This window comes from Pseudomonas sp. LBUM1679 (assembly GCF_059695565.1).
Window position 1 is genome coordinate 6,331,742 of sequence record NZ_CP166774.1, and the last position, 20,177, is coordinate 6,351,918.

Genomic DNA, 20,177 nt, shown 5'->3' on the forward strand with positions numbered 1-20,177 from the left:
AACCGGGTTAATTTCAAAAGGCACTGCGCAGCGCCACATTCAGGACTTGGCAGGCACGTTGGGCGGACATTGCAGCCGTCAAGAAGCTTCCTTGTCCGGTTGGCACAATTTCTCCCCGCGAGTGGATGGCTGCGGCCAGACCATTTGCAGTCAGCCAAAGCAAACCGCTATCTCCGGAAACAGTGCCTGGTGCATCGACCCTCAGGACGACATCACTGTTGTCGTCAACGCCATATTGGTCGACTCCGATCACCTCCGCACTACGAGGACCGGGTATCACACTTCCGACTTGCATAAGGCTTACAGCCTTTAACCTTTGGTTAAGGTACGGCGCCGAGAGAGCTAGAGCTGGCGCGTTCTGGGCGCGCGATCTCAGCAGCTCATCAGTAAGTCCGAACAATCCGCAATCTAGAAAGCCTCGTGAGCCACTAATCATCTCGCCACTTGGCGCAAACAAGATCAGCCCGGATTTGCCTGCCACAATGAACTGTCCGGAATCGCTGTCTTGCATGTAAATATTCGTAGCTGTGTATGGTAGACCGTCACTACCCAACATGCAGTGACCACAACTCAGTCCCCAAAGCCCATCCGGTGACTCTGCAAAGGCAGTAAGCGTTCCTTGAGTGAATTCGTCGCGGATATAGCGTCCATGGCGAAGACTTTGTAGCTCCATTTTTGGCCAGACCACAACATCCGTCAGCACCCGTTGGCCATCGATGGTGAGTTTCTGAGGAATTCGTTCACGAGGCGACAAGTCGTCCAACGGGATCTTTTCTTGCACCAGGTATGTGATGCATAAGCGTGGCTGTACTACTCCACGCTTGATTTTTACTCCGATCATAGAACCCAGGACTGCACAACGATTGTTGACTCGTTCGTCTGCAACTGCCCGTAAGGACCGCAAGACCTTTACGCCACTCCGAATAACGGAGCGAAGAGGACGATCACTCATTGGACTCTCCTCAGATGAATGCCTCCAGCATCTTCCTGGATTTCGTATAGTTCAAAGTCAAGCTGGGTGGCAGGTTCAGGGGTGATTGCTTCCACAATGTTGTCAAGGCGTGGCTTCCAAGTGGCGATGCGTTGTAACGCAGTGGTTCGCACGCTGGAGGCTGTACCTGGGTCCGGAAGCTTGGCAAAGTCTTTTGAAACACCAATCAGTTGATCGCCTAGCGCGGGAAGCAAATTAGTCTTTTCAGGGTGCTTGTCTACGACGTCTACGATATCGCGTAGGGCCTTCGTCACCCCCCCGACTACGAGTTGTTCAGACTGGTCCAACTTTTTCAAATCGGTAACCGCAGGAGCAGCAGTCATATCGCCAAACAGCGACCTAACAGCTGCCATGGTTTTTGTGTCTGGGATTTTCGCGGATTGCGTGGTAGTGCTCCCCGCTCCACTCTTGATCTGTTCCGCTTTGGCCAAAGTTTCGATAGCGCTCGCCCTTGAGGTAAGCAAGCCGCCGACGGCATTTATGAGCTCCGGAATTTTCGCGTCGGTGACCTGGCCAAATTGTGTCAGTTGACCGTGATCAAGCGAAAGCTTCAGATCCGCGGAACCAAAACCGGAGTGAGGAACGGCATAGATCACCTGTGATCGGTCAGTCAGATACTGTATTGAAACGTCTACCGGCTTATCTTTGGCCTGAGTGCGCACAACAAGCACGTATGGCTTGGAGCCATAGATCGGGATACCTGTTTTTTTTGTAAGATCGGGGGCTGAATAGAAATCCACGCCAGCGCATCCCGCCAACACGGCTGTGACCAGAACACCTATGCTCCCCCTGAAGTACAAAGCGTTCGTGCGCGACTTCATTATCCACCTCTCTGGTAAAACCATTCACATGACAGCTAACCGCCATCAACCTCGAATGAGCATAGCTGCAGAAAAAAAAAGCGCCCCTGCGCCCCCTCTTCTTCAGGGCTTTTGTTCCTACTTGGTAGTAAAATTAGGATGACGGGACAAATCTATTTTTTACTCAAAGGATATTGAGCGTGGAAAAAGAATCGCTAGCACGGTCAAAGAATCACCGTGGCGTCTATACTTTTTTCATGCGCGAAATCATACCACTGGTCCTCCCCTTCTCGTCGGTTCCACGGTCAATCAGATGACCATACACATCATAGGTGGTACTGATATCGGTATGCCCCATAAGCGTCTTGATCTTCGCAATGTCAGTTTTTTCTGCAATTAACATAGAGGCGAAGAAATGACGCAGGGAATACGGCGTGTACTTCGGTGAAACAGCCACTCTTCCATCGATTGTTTTGGCAATAACAAGCCCAGCTTTTTCTGACGCAGTAAAAAACCCGCGCTTCCGCCAGTTATCGAGCGATTGCCATCCACCGGTTGACGTTGGAAACACAAGGTCATAGTCGTTTTTTATGGCCAAATTGTGATGATAATGGGTAATCATCTTCAAAGTTTCAGGACTAATCTCGATAAATCGCCGTGAAGCTGGTGTTTTAGGTACGGAAAGCGCTCCGCTTCTATCAATTGCTCTCTCGACTTGTACCCCACCGTTCGCGATGTTACGTCCGGCGAGTGCCAAATATTCTTGCGGGCGCATTCCAGAGTCCACGGCCAGATACAGGATGGGGCGGTAACGCTCCCAAGCTTTTGCAACTCGCAAATTTTTTGAGTTTGCGAGATCATCCGCCGCCTTTAGCAACGCTTCTATTTCTTTTTGTGTTGGAATAGTAATTGGCTCAGAGTAACGCGTGTCTCTACGAATACTGACACCCGACGCCACATTCCTATCCACATAGCCACGTGAAGACATTTCGGCAAGAACTGCGTGAAAATAAGTAAGCGTCTTAGCGGCCAGGTAACGGCCATGTTCACTGATAAGCCATGACCTGAAATTGACGACATCCGGCTTTGTGAGCGCTGATATGTCCTTTGTCCAAGGATAGGATTTCATTAGCCCACCAATGTAGCTATAATACTTAAATGTAGCAGTAGAAACTGGGGCCCTTCCCTCGCGCCCTTCGGTTGCACATACTTTAAGCCACATATCAACCGCCTCTCGCACGGTTTTACCGTCTGCCTTCGATTTGCTGATCCAGCTTTGGGAATCATGCGAATAAGCTTTTGCTTCTTTTAATGTCCTGAAGCTTGCATAGGAGTATCCGACTTTTGATGAGTCATCCGCGTAGCGGACCTGATATGTGGCCCCCTTTTTCCCCATTCTTTTTCTAATATCTGACATGATTCTGTATATCGCAATTAACTTTTCCGGTCAAATACACTCCGTAGGTTGGACGCATTAATATGTGCATTATTTTGAGCATTCACCTGACAACTGGTGTAAATCTCCACCAAAAGATTCTTATCAATTTTTAATCGCCCATCAATGGGATCAACAAAAAATGGAAGCTTACGTTTTCCGTATGCATCCGGGTCTGCCGCCCGCTTTATTTGCCGTTGAGTAAGCTCAACTCCAGTTTCAGCGAGTACATTTCTTGCTTGTTCTATATTCACATAACGCGGATATTCCATGACAACATCTCCTATTCTTTTAACTGAAACATTCTACCTTTAATTATATTTTAAGCTCTTCGGCACAGCTCCGATAAGGGCCATAACTGAATAACTTATGAACTGGCTGCCCAAATTTGTTACGCAATACAACATCCTCTCCAAACTCATTGGTTGGATTTACGTACAAGGTTGCGCCTTTAAAGTACTCGACACCAAACTCTTCCTCCAGTTCCACAAGCTTTTCATAGAAGGCCTGACGCAATTGGGTCATCGTCATTTCCCCCTTCAGTATAATTTGCATTCTGAACATCTCTTTCTTTCACTTCTAAAGGTTAATGAACAATATTCTAATAGTGTTACAAGTTCAGTTTATAATCTCTTAATTTGTACACTTTTTGGTTGTGTTTTTGTCTCGATCAATCTGTATTAATCCGCCACGATCCGTCACGATCCGGATAGGCCTTGAGAGGAATGCGAGAGGCGGCTGGCGCAACGCCCTCATGTAGCGTGCTAGTCATGATCCCGAATGGGGAAATGAGATGACTGCCTATTATTCGACGAAAGATTTATGTGACCGTTTTCGCTGCTCTAGCCGTACGCTGTTTCGTCGTATGAGGCGAATAGTGAATCCATTCCCAGCCCCTTGTATGAAACACGTCGGGAGCTGCAATCTCTGGGATGCCGGCGATATTTTCGAGTGGGAGCAGCGCGAGCGCGATCGCACGCGCGCAGAACCTGAAATTCAGGTTCTGCAGCCGGTTAATTGCACAGACTTGCCCACGCTTCTGCATTCGACCTAACCAGCCAGATCTGACCAATACGCCTCGCAGCCGTGACCGATCGAAAAAGAGCCGAAGCTGCCTGTAATGGTGCTTAGAAGCTAAAGGCCGATGCAGATCGTTCTTTGCAAGATAACGGTCACTGATCGAACAGGCGCTGATCCCATGTGCGTGTAAGAAGGTTTGGAATCAGCATCTAGATGTCATGCACGCGAAACGGGATGTGGTCAGTAGGGTTCTCCCTTCGGAGGTCTTGAGAGTATTTCAGGCGAGCACCCTTTACACCAGCTTGTCAGTGCCCTCGATTAATCCGATGGTTTCAGCACATCGAGATATCGAAGTCGAATTTCGCTACTCGGTAATACCGCCGCTGGACGAAGTATCGAGCAACTCTTGTTTAGGATGCGCTCTGTCGGCCACATTCATTAATTCTTCAACCGAAAGCCCCCCTTTAGCCTCTGTCACTTCAATCATCGCTTCAATTGCCTTCAACTCAGAAGTATTGCTTATGTCATCTAACTTACTAGGTATTTGAATAAATACAGAGTCTTTGGCCTGAATGCAATTATCCGTCGACTCACAAGGGGTGCCAGGAATTAAATAGCCCCATCTCGGTCCGAACGCGTAAACAGCGTAGAACATCAGCTTGGCTTTACGAGACTCAAGACCACTGGCAATCATCGCACTGTAGAAAGCTTTATGGGTAGCTTTCCAAGGTCGAACATGACGGTCACAGTACCAGTCGTGTATGACGGCCGCACGAATGTAACCGTCTTCCCATGGCGATCCCACGAATGCCTGTAGGAGGACTGGGATCGATGCTCCATCGGTTTTCGTTCCTTTGTTTGTTTGCCACCCTATGCCAAATGAATCAATGTAACCAAAGTCCGCCTCAAGAAGTTTTTGCTTTGGCTCACCAGGCAGGTTAACTAGACCAAAGGTTCCAGTAAAACAGTTTCGATCCTGGATGCTTTTGCAACGTGCATCGGAAGCTTGTGAGCTAAACGCTATCAGCATCATCGAGCTAAATATAATGGATATCGCGATTTTCAAGGTCCATCTCCATTTGTGAGGCCTAAAATAGCGCAGCGTTTTATGGGAAAACGACCGTAATCAACTTTCATACCGATTCGTGGACTTTGAGACGCTAAAACGTAGCGTAGACGCGTTTTTTGCTGTCGGCCAGCCAGAACCTGTCGAACCAAGGATATTGCATCCTTCCCAAGCGAACAGTCGTTGCGTAGGAGCGAACTGTATTTCTTGCTGCGATGGATGGAGGCAAATTGCTTTAAGCCCCAGCATCCCAAAGATGGTTATTATCCACCTTGGCCCGATTCCCGCGCGCCCTGTCGTTCATCGCTGATGGCCTGTTTTTAATGTCCGTGACCTACCTGCTGTGGGATGCCTAGAACAAACACTGGAAACTCAAAGGCTCATTGGGTGCTCTGTCGACTGTGTGGGAGTGTCCAAACCTCACGGTCGCATGCGCTTTTAGTCATGCGCTTGGCTGTATAGCCCGGACACCATCGCCCTTAATGCTGGAGTTCGGAAGTGTGTTGGCTGGACGCTTACCGTTACTTCGTAAAATCTGCCAGCCTTTGGTTGGCAGTAGACCTGAAACTCCTGTAGGAACGCGATTTTCGATGCGGTTCTAATTGTCAAACTCGCTCTAAAACATTTTCACACAGCCTGGACCCGAAGCGGACGAATGGTTCAAAGCCTAAACCGACGCAAACCAGAACCAAAATGCACGACTGAACCTTCAGCGCAAAACACGGATTCAATCTCAGACACGTACTTTTCAGCCGTGGAAACCGAAGCCAACTTTTCAATACAATCGGACGATTGCTTCCTATCGCGAAGGGGCTTTAGCAGCGTCCCCTGTCCTTGAATTCAGCGGTTATACCGTTAGGGCAGTGAGCCGCAGCCACCAAGCGATGTAGGCGTCTTTCTGCTCAGTCAGATAGTCATACTGGTCGTAAACCTGCCAGCTCCCCGGAAGCTTGTGTCCGAGCATAATTTCGGCAATATGGGGCTCGGTGAGGGTCGAGAAATTGGTACGCGCGGTCTTGCGCAGATCGTGAACCGACCAATGCTGCATTTCATATTTCTCATGCCGCCGCAGCCACTGCATGATGTTGTAAGGCAGCTGCAAGGGGGCCCCTGCCCCCATCGGCTTTATCGTTCCACTATTCGTGAACAGGAATTCACCCTCGGCGCTGAGCGACATGGCGTGTTTGATCAGCACCTCAATCTCTGGGGGGATTGGACGCAGAAGCGGTTTCCCTGAGGCTTTACCCAGCTTGTGGTTTGCTATGGGCACTGTCCAAATCTTCTTGGCAAAGTCGAAATGTCTTTTTTCGCTAAGGCGCAGCTCGCTGTTGCGACAACCGTAGATCAGACAAAGCTTTAGAAAAATCTTGTTCTTGGTCGCCATGCGCGACTGATCCATGGCTTTCCACACCAGCTTTATTTCCTCATCGGAAAGGGAGCGCGACCCGGCATTTTTTTTAATCTGCAAGTCTTCCTTGGCGTTGATCTCCGATAGCGGGTGCGAGGGTATTAACCGGCGCTTCACACCCCATTTCAGCATCTGCTTGGCATTGACCAGGATACGTTCGGCGATACCAGGTCTTACTTTTGCCTGCCCTTCAAGAAGCGCCAGCCATTCGTGAAGAGTGACTTTCCCGGCAGGGAGCTTGCCGACTCTAGGGAATACATGGAGCTCGAAAGAACGCAGGATCTCTTGATGCCCCTTCTTGTTCCCTTTGCAGTACGTCTCGTACCACTGGCGAAACAACGACTCCACGGAATCAGCCTGGAGGATCGCCTGTTTCTCCAGTTGCTTCACCACCCTCGGATCATGCCCCTGCTCCAGCTGGGCGCGCAGGCGCTGCGTTTCTGTACGCGCCTGCTTGAGCGACATTAGCGGATAGGTGCCGAGATCAAGGCGGCAGGGGCGACCGTCATAGCGAAAGCGCAGCTGAAAAGTGATCTTCCCCTTCGGGGTCACACGCACACCAAATCCGTCGCGGTCTGATTTCTCTTCACGTGTGCTGCGGGGTTTGCCGTTGTTGGCCTTCAGCCATGCGTCTGAGATCGCCATGAGCTCTCCGGACTGCGTACATACTGTTCTGGGGCCCCGAAAGAGTGGTTTGTGTACGCCGCTATGTACACAAAGTGAGTGGCTCAGCTTGTCTTCGGTTGTCTCAGATTGTCGCGGCCGCGGGAATTTTCATCAATAAAATCAGTAGATTAAATCGGAATATGGCGGGGCCTGTCTTCGCCTGACTCAGAGGGTAATGTCAGGGTGGGAAATAATGGCGAAAGTGCGGCGTTTCGCGACTTCGGCGGCCTGTTTGGTCATGGGAAATCGCCTGGCAGGTGATTCAAAAAAGGGCCGCGATTATAGCCCAAGTTGAACCAGGAACCGAACCGTTGAGCACATTAGGGGTGGCCAAATGCTGCTTCAGATGGGAACCTTTCAGACCGTGGAGGCGTCCACTCCCCTGTTACGACTATTCGTCAGGGTTGAAAAAACAGCAAGTTAGCCTGACGAGGCTGCGCTTATGGCTCGATAAGCCGTACGTTTTCCCCCTGTAGGAGCGAGCTTGCTCGCGAAAAAACGTCCAGACAATGCGTTCATTCAGACCGCACGCGTCATCGTTGACGTCCATCGCGAGCAAGCTCGCTCCTACAAGGGAAAGCGCTCGGCATGAAGAGCTGCTTCTCGCGAACGTTGTTATCCCGGCAGCCAGGAATGGTCTGCCACACGGGACTGCGTTCGCCGACAAAGAAAAAAAGGAGTCCGCCTGTGGCTATTCGCTATGGCAAGGGGCTTGTAGGAGGTGCGGTTGTCGTCGCCCTCCTGGCCCTGCTGGTCCACTGGATTGGCATCAACACGATCGAACATTACCGCGACGATTTGTTGTTTTACCTGCAAGCTCACTTGATTCTCGTCCTCGTTTCCATGCTGGCCGCCCTTGTTGTGGGCATACCCGCCGGCATCTTCCTCAGCCGCCCGACCATGGTTGGACGCGCCGAACGCTTCATGCAGATCTTCAACATCGGCAACACCGTGCCGCCTCTCGCCGTACTGGCCATTGCCCTGGGCATCCTCGGCATCGGCAGCGGCCCCGCGATCTTCGCCTTGTTCCTCGCCTCGCTGTTGCCGATCGTGCGCAACACCTATGAAGGCTTGAAAAACGTTCAGGGTTCGCTCAAGGAAGCGGCCGTCGGCATTGGCATGACACCGACCCAGGTGTTGTGGCGGGTCGAACTGCCGAACGCCGTGCCGATCATCATCGGTGGCGTGCGCGTGGCGCTGGCGATCAACGTCGGTACCGCCCCCCTGGCGTTCCTGATTGGCGCCAACAGTCTGGGCAGCCTGATTTTCCCTGGCATCGCCCTGAACAATCAGCCGCAACTGATGCTCGGCGCGGCCTGCACCGCCCTGCTGGCCTTGCTGCTCGACGGCCTGGTGACACTCGCCAGCCGCCTCTGGCTCGAACGCGGGCTGCGCCCGTCTTAAGCCTCGGCAAAGGAATAATCATGAAAAGACTTAGCTTGTTATTAGGCTGCGCCCTGCTGCTCGCAGGATTTGCCCAAGCCGCTGAAAAACCGGTGATCCGCATCGGCGCCCGGGTGTTCACCGAACAAACCCTGCTCGCGGAAATCACCTCCCAGTACCTGCGCACCAAGGGTTACGACACCCAGGTGACCGGCGGTCTGGGCAGTAACCTCGCCCGCAGCGCTCAGGAAAGCGGCCAACTGGACCTGATATGGGAATACACCGGCGTATCGCTCGTGGCTTACAACCACATCACCGACAAACTCGACAGCGCTCAGTCCTACGCCAAGGTGAAAGAACTCGACGCGAAAAAAGGCCTGATCTGGCTGACGCCGTCGAAATTCAGCAACACCTACGCCTTGGCCCTGCCGGAAAAAACCGCGAAGGCTTATCCGCAGATCAACACCATCAGCGAGCTGAACACGGTGATGCAGGCTGAGGCGAAGACCAACCACCTCGTTGCCCTGGACACCGAGTTCGCTAACCGTTCCGACGGCATGGCCGGCATGGTCGACCTCTACGGCATGAACCTGACCCGTAAAAACACCCGCCAGATGGATGCCGGGCTGGTCTACACCGCGCTGCGCAATGGTCAGGTGTTTGCTGGCCTGGTCTATACCACCGACGGTCGTTTGAACGCCTTCAAGCTCAAACTGCTGGAAGACGACAAGCATTACTTCCCGGACTACACCGCCGCGCCGGTGGTGCGTCAGGAGTACCTGGACGCCCATCCGAAACTGGCGGAAGAAATCAAACCGCTGGCCGAGCTGTTCGATGACGCCACCATGCGTGCGCTGAACGCACGGGTCGATGTCGGCCACGAAAGCCCTTCATCCGTTGCCGCAGATTTCCTGCGCCAGCACCCACTCAACTGAGGAGGAAAAGACATGGAATTTCTGAACGCCTTTTCCCATCTCGACTGGGCGCAGGTCGCGCAATTGACCTGGCAGCACATCACCCTGGTCGGCATCGCCGTGACCCTGGCGATTCTGGTCGGCGTGCCGCTGGGCATCCTGATGACGCGCTTCCCGACGCTCGCCGGTCCCTTGCAAGCCAGCGCCACCGTGTTGCTGACCGTGCCGTCGATTGCCCTGTTCGGTCTGCTGCTGCCGTTCTACTCGAAGTTCGGCCAGGGCCTGGGCCCGATGCCGGCGATCACCGCAGTGTTTTTGTACTCGCTGCTGCCGATCATGCGTAACACCTACCTCGCCCTGACCGGTGTCGAACCCGGCATTCGCGAAGCCGCCCGCGGCATCGGCATGACCTTTGGCCAGCGCCTGCGCATGGTCGAACTGCCGATTGCCGTACCGGTGATCCTCGCCGGTGTGCGCACCGCCGTGGTGATGAACATCGGTGTGATGACCATCGCCGCGACCATCGGCGCCGGTGGCCTCGGTGTACTTATTCTCGCTTCAATCAGCCGCAGCGACATGTCGATGCTGATCGTCGGCGCCGTGCTGGTCAGTCTCCTGGCCATCTTCGCCGACCTGCTTTTGCAATGGCTGCAACGCACGCTGACTCCAAAAGGACTCATGAAATGATCGAACTTCAAAACCTCAGCAAGACCTTCCAAAGCAACGGCAAAGATGTGAAAGCCGTGGACTCGGTAAGCCTGACCGTCAATGAAGGCGAGATTTGCGTGTTCCTCGGGCCATCGGGCTGCGGCAAAAGCACCACGCTGAAAATGATCAACCGCCTGATCAAACCGACCTCGGGCAAGATCCTGATCAATGGCGAAGACACCACCGACCTCGACGCCGTGACCCTGCGCCGCAACATCGGTTATGTGATCCAGCAGATCGGTCTGTTCCCGAACATGACCATCGAGGAAAACATCACCATCGTTCCGCGCCTGTTGGGTTGGGACAAACAGAAATGCCACGACCGTGCCCGCGAATTGATGAGCATGATCAAGCTGGAACCCAAGCAGTACCTGAATCGCTACCCGCGCGAACTGTCCGGCGGGCAGCAGCAGCGGATCGGCGTGATTCGTGCGCTGGCGGCGGATGCGCCGTTGCTGCTGATGGATGAACCGTTCGGCGCAGTCGACCCGATCAACCGCGAGATGATCCAGAACGAGTTCTTCGAGATGCAACGGGCGCTGAACAAGACGGTGATCATGGTCAGCCATGACATCGACGAAGCGATCAAGCTGGGCGACAAGATCGCGATCTTCCGCGCCGGCAAGCTGCTGCAGATCGACCATCCGGACACCTTGCTCGCGCACCCGGCGGACGACTTTGTCAGCAACTTCGTCGGCCAGGACAGCACGCTCAAGCGGCTGTTGCTGGTGAAGGCCGAAGACGCAGCGGACAACGCCCCGTCGGTGAGCCCGGAAACCCCGGTGGCCGAAGCGCTGGAATTGATGGACGAACTGGACCGTCGTTATGTGGTGGTCACTGATGGTGAGAATAAGGCGCTCGGTTATGTACGACGTCGCGACCTGCACCGTCAGACCGGCACTTGCGCGCAATACCTGCGCGAGTTCAACGCCACCGCGGCGTACGACGAACATTTGCGCATCCTGCTGTCGCGCATGTACGAGTTCAACCGTTCGTGGCTGCCGGTGATGGATGCCGAGCGGGTGTTCCTGGGTGAAGTGACTCAGGAATCGATTGCCGAGTATTTGAGCTCCGGTAAGTCCCGTGGCGGCAAGACCAGCATCGTTTCGCCTGCGGAGACTGCTGTCGCCTGATCTGACGCCATCGCGGGCAAGCCCGCTCCCACAGTGGTTTCTGTCGTACACAAATCTTGTGTACACCAAGAATCCTGTGGGAGCGGGCTTGCCCGCGATTGGGCGCACCACAAATCCCCGCTGAAACCCCGCAAATATCCCTTCTACGGGAACATCACACTGTCATGCAGGTCCGTTACATCAGTAGATGTCCGGGACCGCACGACGGAAGCGTGCAATAACGCGACATTTTTTGTTGATCTCAAGCCCCTCACGCCCTAAAGTTCGCGCCGAACGTCCATGCTGGAAACGATCCATCCGGCTCAAGTACTGACGACGAGACAGCAAGGCCAAGGGAAAGCACCGCCTCCCGTGGCCTTTTTGCTTTCGGCGACATGCCTTGGGAAGTAGGCGAACCAAAGTGGGGATACGGAGGACGTTCATTTGCACCCATTGTTAATTTCAGTTTGCCCTTAGGAGTCTCCAGCATGTCGATCAACGTCGAAGATTATTTCGAGCGCGCCACCTTTGACAAAATGAAGGCGTTCGCCGACAAGCAAGAAACCCCGTTCGTGGTGATCGACACCGCGATGATCAGCCAGGCCTACGATGACCTGCGCGCCGGTTTCGAATTCGCCAAAGTCTATTACGCGGTAAAAGCCAACCCGGCTGTCGAGATCATTGACCTGTTGAAAGACAAGGGGTCGAGCTTCGACATCGCCTCGATCTATGAGCTGGACAAGGTGATGGACCGCGGCGTCAGCGCCGACCGTATCAGCTACGGCAACACCATCAAGAAATCCAAAGACATCCGTTATTTCTACGAGAAAGGCGTGCGCCTGTTCTCCACCGACTCCGAAGCCGACCTGCGTAACATCGCCAAGGCCGCACCGGGCTCGAAAGTCTACGTGCGCATCCTCACCGAAGGCTCGACCACCGCCGATTGGCCGCTGTCGCGCAAATTCGGCTGCCAGACCGACATGGCCATGGACCTGCTGATCCTCGCCCGTGACCTGGGCCTGGTGCCGTACGGCATCTCGTTCCACGTCGGCTCGCAACAACGCGACATCAGCGTCTGGGACGCGGCGATCGCCAAGGTCAAAGTGATCTTCGAACGCCTGAAGGAAGAAGACGGCATCGTACTCAAGCTGATCAACATGGGCGGCGGCTTTCCGGCCAACTACATCACCCGCACCAACAGCCTGGAAACCTACGCCGAAGAAATCATCCGTTTCCTCAAGGAAGACTTCGGTGACGACCTGCCGGAAATCATCCTCGAACCGGGCCGTTCGCTGATCGCCAACGCAGGCATTCTGGTCAGCGAAGTGGTGCTGGTTGCGCGTAAATCCCGTACCGCCGTCGAGCGATGGGTGTACACGGACGTGGGCAAATTCTCCGGCCTGATCGAAACCATGGACGAAGCCATCAAGTTCCCGATCTGGACCGAGAAGAAAGGCGAAATGGAAGAAGTGGTCATCGCCGGCCCGACCTGCGACAGCGCCGACATCATGTACGAAAACTACAAGTACGGTTTGCCGCTGAACCTGGCCATTGGTGATCGTATGTACTGGTTGTCGACCGGTGCCTACACCACCAGTTACAGCGCGGTTGAATTCAACGGCTTCCCGCCGCTGAAATCGTTTTACGTGTAAGCGCTGCACGCTGTAATCAAAAAGCCCATGACGCGTCATGGGCTTTTTTGTGTCTACAACATGTCCCTCGGAAAAACATGTCCCCGAAAACACCCCGCTCCCTGTAGGAGCCAGGCTTGCCGGCGAAAGCGCCCGTGAGATCGCCTTCGCCGGCAAGCCTGGCTCCTACAGGGGGAGACGTTCTTGCTCGAGTTCGGCGTGGCGCCGGGCATAGTCGGTTGCCAGGGCGCGAATCTGCTGATCGGTTGCGTTCAACAAAGCCTTGCTCGCCACCCGCAGGAAATTCAGATTTCCCCCCAACAACGCTTCACGCAACCAGACCAGCGCCTCCTCAATCTTGCCTTCATCCGCCAGCACAGCGGCATAACTGAACTGCCCGCGAAAATCCCCGCCGATCGCCGAGCGACGATACCAATCGCGTGCGGTCTGCGGATCCGCCGGGCAAACCTGCCCTTCTTCCAGGTATCGTCCCAACAGGTTCATCGACTTCGCATGGCCCAGCTCAGCCGCATGGCGATACAGATTCAGCGCTTGCAGCGGATCCTCGACCACTCCGCGCCCGGTCGCTAGCAGGTTGGCGTAGTTGTACATCGCCCAATCCAGTCCGGCTTCGGCGGCGGCACGATAATGCCTCGCGGCAGTTGAGGCGTCGGCGCTGCAACCCCAGCCATGTTCATGACAACGGCCAAGCATGTTGCGCGCCATCAAGTGCCCACGCTGCGCGGCGATCTCGAACCAGCGCAAGGCCAGTGGCTGATCCTGCTCAATGCCTTGTCCGTCCAGGAGGATCTGCCCCAACAGTGCCTGGGCATCAAGCACACCTTCGCGGGCGGCGATCAGAATCGCCTGGGCCGCGCGTGCAGGACTTTCCTCCAGCATGGCTTTAAGCCGGTTACCATCGAGAACTTCCTCCCGACGCAATTGATAACTCATGACCTACACCTCGACCCAGCGGCGCAACAGGTTGTGGTAAGTGCCGGTCAGGCGGATCAGCGAAGGATGGTCGGGAATGTCCTGCGTCAACTGCTGGATCGCCCCGTCCATCTCGAACAGCAAGGCGCGCTGGCTGTCTTCGCGGACCAGGCTTTGGGTCCAGAAGAACGAGGCAAAGCGCGTGCCGTGGGTGACGGCATTGACCTTGTGCAGGCTGGTGCCGGGGTACAGGACCATATCGCCGGCGGGCAGCTTCACCCGTTGGGTGCCGAAGGTGTCCTGGATTTCCAGCTCGCCGCCGTCATAGTCGTCGGGCTCGCTGAAAAACAGCGTCGCCGACAGATCGGTACGAACCCGCTCGATGCTGTTCTTTGGCTGGCGCACGGCGTTGTCGACATGAAAGTCGAAACTGCCACCGGCCGTGTAACAGTTCAGTAATGGTGGAAAGACCTTGTGCGGTAGCGCGGCTGACATGAACAGCGGATTTTTCCACAGCCGCTCCAGCATCGCCGCGCCCACTTCCTTGGCCAGTGGGTGCCCTTCAGGCAGTTGCAGATTGTGCTTGGCTTTTGCTGACTGATAACCGGCAGTGATCTTGCCATCCGCCCAATCGGCCTGTTCCAGAGCCTCGCGGATGCGCCGCACTTCTTCTTTAGCGAACAGCCCGGGAATGTGCAGCAACATGGGGAAGCACCTGAAGGCAAAAGGATGGCAATGGTATTGATTCTTATTGCCTGTGTAAAACCCTGGCGACGAATGAACCATCAAAAACCGTAAGGTTAAATTGTAAAGAATGTAAATTCAGTGCGAATAGTAATGTTTCGCAATTGATACGAATACCTGTTTACCCTATATTCCGCGGCCTCAAATCCTTGGGGAGGGGAATGCTCATGTCACGCCAACACTCACAATTACCGGTCAGTTCACCGCGTTTGCTCGCGTCTGCAATTGGCGTGGCGATCACTGCCGGCTCCGCTGGCCATATGGTTTTCGCTGCTGAAAAGACCGACGAGAAAGCGCCGAACAATGCGATTTCCCTGGATGCCACCGCCATTACCGGCGACGCTCAGGACGCGACTTCCTACCAGGTCGAGAAAGCCTCCTCGCCCAAGTACACCGCGCCGCTGGTAGACACCCCGCGCTCGATCACCGTCATCCCGCAACAAGTCCTCAAGGACACCGGCGCCCTCAATATGCAGGACGCGCTGCGCACCGTTCCCGGCATCACCTTCGGTGCCGGTGAAGGCGGCAACCCCCAGGGTGACCGTCCATTCATTCGTGGCTTCGATGCCCAGGGCGATACCTACCTGGACGGCGTACGCGATACCGGTTCGCAGAGCCGCGAGATCTTCGCCGTCGAGTCGATCGAAGTCAGCAAGGGCCCGAACTCCGCCATTGGCGGCCGTGGCGCTGCCGGTGGCAGCATCAACCTGGTCAGCAAGAAAGCACACCTGGGCGACTCGCTCGACGGTGGTTTCACCTGGGGCTCGGACCAGACCCAGCGCTACACATTCGACGGCAACTACCAGTTCACCGACACCGCCGCCGGCCGTCTGAACCTGATGAGCCACGAAAGCAACGTCGCCGGCCGGGACAAGGTCGATTACGACCGTTGGGGCATTGCGCCATCGCTGGCGTTCGGCCTGGGCACCGACACTCGCGTGAACCTCGATTACTACCACCTGGAAAGTAACGACACGCCGGATTCGGGCATTCCGTACACCATTCCAGCCGGCCTTGCTGCCGCCCGCACCAAGTCCAATCCGGACAAGCCTTACGCCGGTGGCGATGACAGCAACTTCTACGGTCTGGACCGCGATTTCCGCAAGGGCCGCACCGACACCGCGACCTTCGCCATCGAGCACGACCTGACCGATGCGTTGACCGTCAAGAACACCCTGCGCCACGGCAGCAGCATGCAGGATTACATCCTGACCCAGCCGGATGACAGCAAAGGCAACGTCAACAACGGCAGCGTCTGGCGTCGGGCCAACACCCGCGTCAGCAATACCGAGACCACCACCAACCAGACCGACCTGTTCGGTGAGTTTTACATCGCCGGCTTCAAGAACAACTTCTCCACCGGTATCGAGTTGAGCCACGAGGACAGCGAAAAATCCTCGTACAACGTCAACACCGACACCACGCCGGGCACCCCCGCAGTGGCCACGACCAATTGCACCCCGGCCCTGATCGGCGCGCCAAGCGGTTACAACTGCACCTCGCTGTCCAGTCCGAACCCGAACGACCCGTGGAACGGTGCGATTTCGCGCAACTACGCCGGCACCGACACCTCCAGCACCACCCGCGCGCTGTACGTGTTCGACACCCTGGAGTTGTCCGAGCAGTGGCTGGTGAACATGGGCCTGCGTTACGACCATTTCGACACCAAGTACAAAACCTACACCGCGGCCGGCAACACCACGGCCAAGGGTGACGACACCAGCGAATTCGTCACCGGCCAGTTCGGCGTGATCTACAAGCCGACTGAAAACGGCAGCATCTATGCCTCGTATGCCACTTCCGCCACGCCACCGGGCAACACCCTGGGTGAAGGTCAGGAAGGCAACCCGCTGAGCGGCACTCCGGATCGCAGCGGCAACCTGCTGAGCAGCGACATGGAGCCGGAAACCACCAAGAACTACGAAATCGGCACCAAGTGGGACCTGCTGAACGATCGTCTGTCCCTGACCGCCGATATCTTCCGCACAGAGAAAGACAACGCCCGGGTACAAGTCGACACCACATCCTTTGAAAACGCCGGCAAAACCCGCGTTCAAGGTGTCGAACTGTCGGCCACCGGCAAGATCACCGACAAATGGCAAGTCTTCGCCGGTTATGCCTACATGGACAGCGAGCAAGTCGACGGCGGCCCGTTGGGCGCGGCCAACGATGGCAATGAGCTGCCTAACACGCCGAAAAACAGCGCCAGCCTCTGGACGACCTACCAGGTCACGCCGAAGCTGACCATCGGTGGCGGTGCGTTCTACGTCGACGACGTATTCGGCAGCGTGGCCAACACCACCATGGTGGATGACTATGTGCGCTACGACGCCATGGTGGCCTACAAGCTGACCAAAAACGTCGACCTGCAGCTGAACGTGCAAAACCTGACCGACGAAACCTACTACGACAAAGCGTTCTCGACTCACTTCGCCAACCAGGCGGCAGGCCGTACCGCGTTGCTGAGCACCAACTTCCACTTCTGATAGAACCTGTAGGAGCGAGCTTGCTCGCGATGGTCGTCAACGATGACGCGGAAAACCTGACACCCCGCGTCGTTCTCGGGTTTTTCGCGAGCGAGCTCGCTCCTACAGTATTGGCATTGGGCCAGGCCCCGTTCATCCAGATGAACGGGGCCTTTGTGCGTAAAAAAGAATGCTTCTCGACAACCCACGGCATAATGCGCGCCGTGATGATTATTTTCGAACGAACAAGGCGAGCGACGTGTTGAAGAAAACCCTGTTCCAGTTGCACTGGTTTTTCGGCATCAGCGCCGGGCTGGTCCTGGCCCTGATGGGCATCACCGGGGCAACGGTATCGTTTCAGGATGAAATCCTGAGCGTGCTGAACCCGACCGTGTTGCAGGTCGAGAAGCAGGTCGCCGGCGTCCTGCCACCCGCCGAGCTGGTGGAAAAAATCGAAGGCGCTTCGGGCAAGAAAGTCGCGATGATCTGGGTCGAGACTGACAGCGGCAATGCCGCGCGGGTGTCCTTTACCCCGCCGCCGGGCGAACGCCGTGGCGAGATGCGCTACTTCAACCCGTACACCGCCCAATTCATGGGCGACGTCACCGGCCAGGACTTCTTCGGCTTCATGCTGCAACTGCACCGTTTCCTCGCCATGGGTGACACCGGCCGGCAGATCACCGGTGCCTGTACGCTGATCCTGGTGTTCTTCTGCCTGTCCGGCCTCTACCTGCGGTGGCCGCGCCAGTGGAACAGCTGGCGTGCCTGGCTGACCCTCGACTGGAAGAAAAAAGGTCGCAGCTTCAATTGGGATTTGCACTCGGTGGCGGGCACCTGGTGCCTGGTGTTTTACCTCCTGGCGGCGCTGACCGGGCTGTCCTGGTCCTATGAGTGGTACAACAAGGGCCTGACGCGGCTGCTGTCCGATTCGCCGCAGAATGAGCGCGTTCGCGGCGGCCGTGGTCCTGCACCCAGCGGCCCGGCGCCGACCGCCGACTACGCCGCGATGTGGAGCAGCATCTACAGCGCCGCTGGCCCGGCCTTGAGTGCCTACAACATTCGTATGCCGCCAGTGACCGGGCAACCGGCGACCGTGTTCTATCTGTTGAACAGCTCACCCCATGACCGGGCACTGAACCAGATCAGCCTCGATCCGGCCACCGGCATCGTCAAACGCCATGACCGCTATAGCGACAAAAGTCTCAAGGCGCAGTTGCTGACCAGCATTTACGCGCTGCACGTCGGCAGCTACTTCGGTATCGTCGGGCGGATCATCCTGACGCTCAGCGCGCTGACCATGCCGCTGTTCTTCGTCACGGGCTGGTTGCTGTACCTCGATCGTCGACGCAAGAAAAAGCAGATCAAGGACGCCCGCAAAGGCCTCGCGCAATCGGACAGCCATGCGCCAGCCTGGTTGATCGGCTTCGCCAGCCAGAGCGGGTTTGCCGAGCAATTGGCGTGGCAGACCGCCGGGCAATTGCAGGCCGCCGGCCTGCCGGTGAAGGTTCAGCCACTGGCCCAGGTCAGCGAGCAGGATCTGCGCGATTCCAGCAACGCGCTGTTCGTGGTCAGCACCTTCGGCGACGGTGAAGCGCCGGACAGCGCCCGGGGCTTCGAACGCAAGGTGCTGGGCCAGGCACCGAGCCTGGAGCGCCTGAACTATGCGGTGCTCGGCCTTGGTGATCGCCAGTATCAGCACTTCTGCGGTTTCGCCCGACGCTTGCACACCTGGCTGGGCGAGCACGGCGGCAAGACCCTGTTCGCCCCGGTGGAAGTCGACAGCGGCGACCCTTACGCCTTGCGTCACTGGCAGCAGCAACTCGGCCTGGTGACCGGACAGGCGCCCGTGGACACCTGGCAAGCGCCCGGCTATGACCACTGGACCCTGATCCGCCGGGAGTTGCTCAACCCGGACAGCAGCGGTTCGGGCGTGTACCTGCTGGGCCTCACCGCCCCTACCACCAGCAGCTGGCTGGCCGGTGACCTGGTGGAAGTACTGCCGCGCAATTGCCCGTGGGCGATCGAGCACTTCCTCGATGGCCTGGGCATTGACGGTCGAGCCGCGGTGACGCTCGATGACCTGTCGCAGCCGCTGGAGCAAGCCCTCGCCAGCCGACAGCTACCCCAGAACCGAGCCCATCTGGTCGGTCTGCACGCGCAAGCGCTGGTGGACGCCCTGGTGCCGTTGGCCATGCGCGAATACTCCATCGCTTCGATTGCCGCCGATGGCGTACTGGAACTGATCGTGCGCCAGGAACGGCATCCCGACGGCACGCTCGGCATCGGCTCCGGCTGGCTGACCGAACACGTGCCGGTGGGCAGCACCATCAGCCTGCGGGTACGACGCAACAGTGGTTTCCATCTGCCGACCGAGCCGGTGCCGATGATTTTGCTGGGCAACGGTACCGGGCTGGCGGGGCTACGCAGTCTGCTCAAGGCGCGGATTGCCGACGGGCAGCAACGTCATTGGCTGTTGTTCGGCGAGCGCAATCGCGAGCACGACTACCTGTGCCGCGACGAGCTTGAAGAATGGCTGATTTCGGGTGATCTGGAGCGGTTGGACCTGGCGTTCTCGCGGGATCAGGCCGAAAAGATCTACGTGCAGGATCGACTGCGCGAGTCGGCCGCGGAACTGAAGAAATGGCTGGCGGATGGCGCGGTCATTTACATCTGCGGCAGCTTGCAGGGGATGGCTTCAGGGGTGGATCACGTGCTCAACGAGCTGCTCGGAATCGAAGCGGTCGACCGCCTGATCGAGCAAGGCCGCTACCGCCGCGACGTCTACTGACCAGCCACAGTCCCTGTGGGAGCGAGCTTGCTCGCGATGACGGCTTAACATTCAACAACTATGGTGACTGTTACACCGCTATCGCGAGCAAGCTCTCTCCCACATTGATCGGG

General features: G+C 56.3%; 17 protein-coding genes and 1 pseudogene. 8 read left to right on the forward strand and 10 right to left on the reverse strand.

The annotated features are described in order from the left end of the window. Nucleotides 1–13 precede the first annotated feature (13 nt). From ACA062_RS28925 to ACA062_RS28960, 8 genes and pseudogenes are all read right to left on the reverse strand, one after another. A complete protein-coding gene (locus ACA062_RS28925; RefSeq protein ID WP_497454084.1) occupies nt 14–952 on the reverse strand; it encodes a hypothetical protein in 939 nt (312 codons plus the stop codon). Further along, nucleotides 949–1,812 carry a hypothetical protein gene (locus ACA062_RS28930; protein WP_497454085.1) on the reverse strand — a complete coding sequence of 288 codons (864 nt, stop codon included), beginning with the start codon at nt 1,810–1,812 and terminating at the stop codon, nt 949–951. The genes ACA062_RS28925 and ACA062_RS28930 overlap by 4 nt, the downstream gene beginning before the upstream one ends. A gap of 223 nt (nt 1,813–2,035) precedes the next feature. After that, complete coding sequence (locus ACA062_RS28935; protein WP_497454086.1) at nt 2,036–3,208, reverse strand: tyrosine-type recombinase/integrase; 1,173 nt, start codon at nt 3,206–3,208, stop codon at nt 2,036–2,038. A 17-nt stretch (nt 3,209–3,225) separates the two neighbouring features. Continuing rightward, on the reverse strand, nt 3,226–3,498 hold the full coding sequence (locus tag ACA062_RS28940; RefSeq protein WP_497454087.1) for a hypothetical protein: 273 nt from the start codon (nt 3,496–3,498) through the stop codon (nt 3,226–3,228). Between the two features lie 43 nt (nt 3,499–3,541). Then, complete coding sequence (locus tag ACA062_RS28945) at nt 3,542–3,781, reverse strand: hypothetical protein (protein ID WP_497454088.1); 240 nt, start codon at nt 3,779–3,781, stop codon at nt 3,542–3,544. Nucleotides 3,782–4,610: 829 nt separating this feature from the next. Continuing rightward, complete coding sequence (locus ACA062_RS28950) at nt 4,611–5,312, reverse strand: DUF1353 domain-containing protein (RefSeq protein WP_497454089.1); 702 nt, start codon at nt 5,310–5,312, stop codon at nt 4,611–4,613. 847 nt (nt 5,313–6,159) lie between these two features. After that, nucleotides 6,160–7,365 (reverse strand): tyrosine-type recombinase/integrase, encoded by a 1,206-nt coding sequence (locus tag ACA062_RS28955; protein WP_497454090.1) that lies wholly within the window; start codon nt 7,363–7,365, stop codon nt 6,160–6,162. A 198-nt stretch (nt 7,366–7,563) separates the two neighbouring features. After that, nucleotides 7,564–7,626, reverse strand: a pseudogene (locus ACA062_RS28960) (hypothetical protein); the annotation flags it as partial. Between the two features lie 447 nt (nt 7,627–8,073). Between ACA062_RS28960 and ACA062_RS28965 the strand changes: the two are divergent. The 5 genes from ACA062_RS28965 (at nt 8,074) to ACA062_RS28985 (ending at nt 13,155) form a co-directional block, all read left to right on the forward strand. Continuing rightward, nucleotides 8,074–8,790 (forward strand): ABC transporter permease, encoded by a 717-nt coding sequence (locus ACA062_RS28965; RefSeq protein WP_497454091.1) that lies wholly within the window; start codon nt 8,074–8,076, stop codon nt 8,788–8,790. Between the two features lie 20 nt (nt 8,791–8,810). Then, nucleotides 8,811–9,704 (forward strand): glycine betaine ABC transporter substrate-binding protein, encoded by an 894-nt coding sequence (locus tag ACA062_RS28970; RefSeq protein ID WP_497454092.1) that lies wholly within the window; start codon nt 8,811–8,813, stop codon nt 9,702–9,704. Nucleotides 9,705–9,716: 12 nt separating this feature from the next. Then, nucleotides 9,717–10,370, forward strand: a complete 654-nt coding sequence (locus tag ACA062_RS28975; RefSeq protein WP_497454093.1) for an ABC transporter permease — start codon at nt 9,717–9,719, stop codon at nt 10,368–10,370. Continuing rightward, nucleotides 10,367–11,524, forward strand: coding sequence for an osmoprotectant ABC transporter ATP-binding protein OsmV (locus tag ACA062_RS28980; RefSeq protein ID WP_150633942.1), 1,158 nt, complete (start codon nt 10,367–10,369; stop codon nt 11,522–11,524). The genes ACA062_RS28975 and ACA062_RS28980 overlap by 4 nt, the downstream gene beginning before the upstream one ends. A gap of 467 nt (nt 11,525–11,991) precedes the next feature. Then, nucleotides 11,992–13,155, forward strand: a complete 1,164-nt coding sequence (locus tag ACA062_RS28985; RefSeq protein ID WP_064679767.1) for a type III PLP-dependent enzyme — start codon at nt 11,992–11,994, stop codon at nt 13,153–13,155. Between the two features lie 165 nt (nt 13,156–13,320). Here ACA062_RS28985 and ACA062_RS28990 read toward each other — a convergent pair whose 3' ends face one another. Continuing rightward, nucleotides 13,321–14,088, reverse strand: coding sequence for a tetratricopeptide repeat protein (locus tag ACA062_RS28990; protein WP_497454094.1), 768 nt, complete (start codon nt 14,086–14,088; stop codon nt 13,321–13,323). Between the two features lie 3 nt (nt 14,089–14,091). Continuing rightward, nucleotides 14,092–14,772: a Fe2+-dependent dioxygenase gene (locus ACA062_RS28995; RefSeq protein WP_497454095.1), complete on the reverse strand. Its 681-nt coding sequence runs from the start codon at nt 14,770–14,772 to the stop codon at nt 14,092–14,094. A 206-nt stretch (nt 14,773–14,978) separates the two neighbouring features. Here ACA062_RS28995 and ACA062_RS29000 point away from each other — a divergent pair, with 206 nt between their 5' ends. The 3 genes from ACA062_RS29000 to ACA062_RS29010 are packed head-to-tail and all read left to right on the forward strand — an operon-like array spanning nt 14,979 to nt 20,064. After that, nucleotides 14,979–17,297: a TonB-dependent receptor gene (locus ACA062_RS29000; protein ID WP_497454096.1), complete on the forward strand. Its 2,319-nt coding sequence runs from the start codon at nt 14,979–14,981 to the stop codon at nt 17,295–17,297. 29 nt (nt 17,298–17,326) lie between these two features. Next, entirely contained in the window at nt 17,327–17,542 is a 216-nt protein-coding gene (locus ACA062_RS29005) for a hypothetical protein (RefSeq protein ID WP_497457508.1), read from the forward strand. Next, complete coding sequence (locus ACA062_RS29010; RefSeq protein WP_497454097.1) at nt 17,536–20,064, forward strand: PepSY domain-containing protein; 2,529 nt, start codon at nt 17,536–17,538, stop codon at nt 20,062–20,064. The genes ACA062_RS29005 and ACA062_RS29010 overlap by 7 nt, the downstream gene beginning before the upstream one ends. Nucleotides 20,065–20,177 lie beyond the last annotated feature (113 nt).